This is a genomic window from Deltaproteobacteria bacterium (genome assembly GCA_020848745.1).
Taxonomy (GTDB): Bacteria; Desulfobacterota; Binatia; order UTPRO1; family UTPRO1; genus UTPRO1.
Genome location: JADLHM010000095.1, coordinates 1 through 2,941 on the forward strand (window position 1 = coordinate 1; position 2,941 = coordinate 2,941).

Below are 2,941 nucleotides of genomic sequence, written 5' to 3' on the forward strand. Positions count from 1 at the left end.
GCCTCCGGCACCGCAGTCATCGGCACCTGCGGCAGCGGGACGCTCTACGACACCGTCGTCTACGTGCGGAGCGGCGATTGCGCTACGGGCATGGAGGTCGGCTGCAACGACGACACCACCGGATGCGGCACCGGCGAGCCCAATCCCTATCACGGCTCGCGGCTCGCGCTCACGGTCACCGCCGGCACGACGTACTTCATCGTCGTCGACGGCTTCAACGGGGCGCGCGGGAGCTTCGCGCTCGACGTCACGCCTCCGGGAGGGCCGTGATGCACGTCGGCGGGACGAGCTCCTCGGCCTGTCGCACGGTCGGCGCCGCCCTCGGCCTCTGGCTGCTCGTGGGCACGACCGCGGCGGTCGATGCCAAGCCGGCGCGCAGGCCGGCGGTGCGATCGTGCGAGCCGGCGATGCGGTTCTACGGAACGTACTCGGTCGGCAGCCTCGCCGGAACGATGCGCGTTCCGCTCGAAACGCGGCTGCGCGAGGTCCGCGAGCTCGGCGGGAACATGGTGGTCGCGACCGGCCGCAAGGTCGAGACGCTGGACCTCCTCCCGCCCGGGATGCTGGCGGTACCGGGTTGCGGGCTCATGGCGCGGCGAGACTGGCAGAAGGACGGGCGGTGGGACGAGACACGGGCGCGGAGCAGTCTCGAGCATTGGGCCGCGCTCTTCGGCGAGCATCCGCGCGTGTACGGCGTCTGCCTCACGCACGAGGTCACGGAGTACGCCGACCATGCGCGGCGTGTCTGGATGTACCGGCTCGCCAAGGAGTACTTTCCGCGTACGCCCGTCATCCAGTACTACGCCTCGCTTCTCGATCGGGAGAACCCGGAGCGCCGCTTCGTCGACGAATACGGTCTCGGCGGCGAGCGTGAGACCGACGTGCTCTTCGTCTCCTTGCAGCCGGTGCGCGCCGGCCGCTTTCGCCCCGAGAACGTCGAGCACCTCGCGCGCGCGCTCCGGGCCGCCGCCCGCACGCCCGGCGTGCCGGTGTGGGGCCAGACGTCGATCAACGCCGACCACAAGTACGTGACCGGCGCCGACTCGATGCTCCGCATCTGGGGTCGGAACGGCGAGAACATGACACGCTGGGCGGAGCTCTTGCGGAGGACGTCGTATCGCGATGCCGGGGGACGCGAGCTCCGGCTCTCGGGCTTCTTCTGGCGCTCCCTCGGCCGTTTTCCCCACGATCTCGGCGAGCCGCGCTTCGCAGCCCATCGCGCGCGCGTGCGCGCCATCGCAAAGGAGCTGTGCGTCACATGAGCGTCCGACGATCTCCCGGGTTTCCTCTCGGCGTCCGTGGGCTCGCCGTCGCGGGCCTGGTGATCTGCGTCGTCCTGGTCGTCGCGGCCGGGCTCTGGTCACGCTCGACCGAGGAGCCCGCCGCCAGCGCGCTCGACGTGGGGCCGCTCGCCTTCGAGGCGCGCGGCGCGGGCCGCAACATCGATGCTCCGTGCTTCTGGACGAATCCCCGCGATCCTGCGGGAAGCCTGCTCTTCGTCACCGCCAAGGACTCGCGGGTGGTCGAGATCTTCCGGGCGGCGACGGGGGCTCGGGTCGGAGAGATCGCGGGCTTCAAGCGTCCGAACAACTGCGCGGTCGAGGGCGACATGCTCCTCACGACCGACGCGGGCGCGCCCGAGGTGACGATGCACCACCTGCCCGACCTCGAGCTCGTGGGAAGCTTCGGCACCGACATGCTGAGCCCCCAGGGTATCGACGTCCTTTCCACGCCCGAAGGGCAGTCGCTCGTGTACGTCACCGACAGCGCCGACGCGTCGGTGCACGTCTACGACCTCGACGGCGGCGCCCCCGTCCGCACCTTCCCGACCGGTTTCGGAGAAGGCATCGAGCCGATCCTCGCCGACGACCGGTATCAGCGGATCTTCGTCGCGCGGGGCGAGAAGGAGGAGGCGCGCGGCATCGGCGTGTTCACGCCGGAGGGAACGCTCGTCCGCGAGTTCGGTGGCGCCATCTTCTCCGCGGACACCGAGGGGCTCGGCATCTACGCCTGCGGAGCGGGCGGATACCTGCTCGCCGCCGACCAGAACCGGTCGGCGACCGAGATCGAGGTCTTCGAGCGCGAGAGCCTGACGCACCTCGGAACGTTCCGGCTGCGCAACGCCGCGGGCGCCGCGACGCGGGCGACCGACGGGATCGCGCTCCTGCAGACGCCGCTCCCGGGCTACGCGAGCGGGCTGCTCGCGGTGTGCGACGGGTGCGGCTCGACGCCGCGGGACGAGATGGACGTCGTCGGTTGGGACCAGGTCGCCGCGGTCATGGGCCTCGAGCGGTGTCCGGGCGGCGGGGCGCCCGACTGCACGACGGCGCCGTGCGCGCGGCGGGTGGTGGCGACTGCCGACGCGTTCGTGACGCACGAGGCGCCGCTCACGAACTTCGGCAAGGCGGCCACGCTCGAAGTCGAACGCAAGCCCGGGCAGATCATGGAGACGCTCCTGCGCTTCGAGGTGCCCGAGCTCGCGGGGGTCGAGGTTCTCGGCGCGCGCCTGCGCCTCACCGTCGATCCCCGCAAGGGCGCCGACAGCGACGGCGGCGGCCGCCTCTTCCGGACCACCGACAAGTGGACCGAGGAGGACGTCACGTTCGCCAAGCGACCGGGCGCCGTCGGCCCCGTCGTGTCGATGATCGGCAGGGTCCGGCGCGACGAGCCCGTGGACCTCGACGTGAGCAAGGTGGTGCGCGGCGCGGGTCGCTACGACTTCCTGCTCGTCGCCAATTCCAAGAACCGGGTGCGCTATCGCAGCCGCGAGGCCGCGGACAGTCCGCCGACGCTCGTCCTGACGCTGCGGGCGCGGACCGAGGCGGTGGCGCCGGTGCCGGACGGCGATGCGCATGCGGCGCTCGTGGACGCCGTGGCGGACGCGCCGACGGTCGAAGCGGCGACGCGTCCATGACGGCGTGGACGGGGCTCGCTCGCGTCC

The 2,941-nt window shown here is 71.8% G+C and carries 3 protein-coding genes; all 3 read left to right on the top strand.

The window, feature by feature from the left end; translation table 11 throughout:
• The coding region (locus IT293_13845; GenBank protein ID MCC6765735.1) for a hypothetical protein at nucleotides 1-270 on the top strand (270 nt) is incomplete at its 5' end.
• Entirely contained in the window at nucleotides 270-1,262 is a 993-nt protein-coding gene (locus IT293_13850) for a hypothetical protein (protein MCC6765736.1), read from the top strand. The genes IT293_13845 and IT293_13850, both read left to right, overlap by 1 nt.
• Nucleotides 1,259-2,914 (top strand): phytase, encoded by a 1,656-nt coding sequence (locus tag IT293_13855; GenBank protein MCC6765737.1) that lies wholly within the window; start codon nucleotides 1,259-1,261, stop codon nucleotides 2,912-2,914. Before IT293_13850 ends, IT293_13855 begins: the two co-directional genes overlap by 4 nt.
• Nucleotides 2,915-2,941: the final 27 nt, after the last annotated feature.

What these genes read in the sequence shown, in the direction of transcription:
- IT293_13850 (MCC6765736.1), top strand. Translation starts at nt 270, where the DNA reads ATGCACGTCGGCGGGACGAGCTCCTCGGCCTGTCGCACGGTCGGCGCC.
- IT293_13855 (MCC6765737.1), top strand. Translation starts at nt 1,259, where the DNA reads ATGAGCGTCCGACGATCTCCCGGGTTTCCTCTCGGCGTCCGTGGGCTC.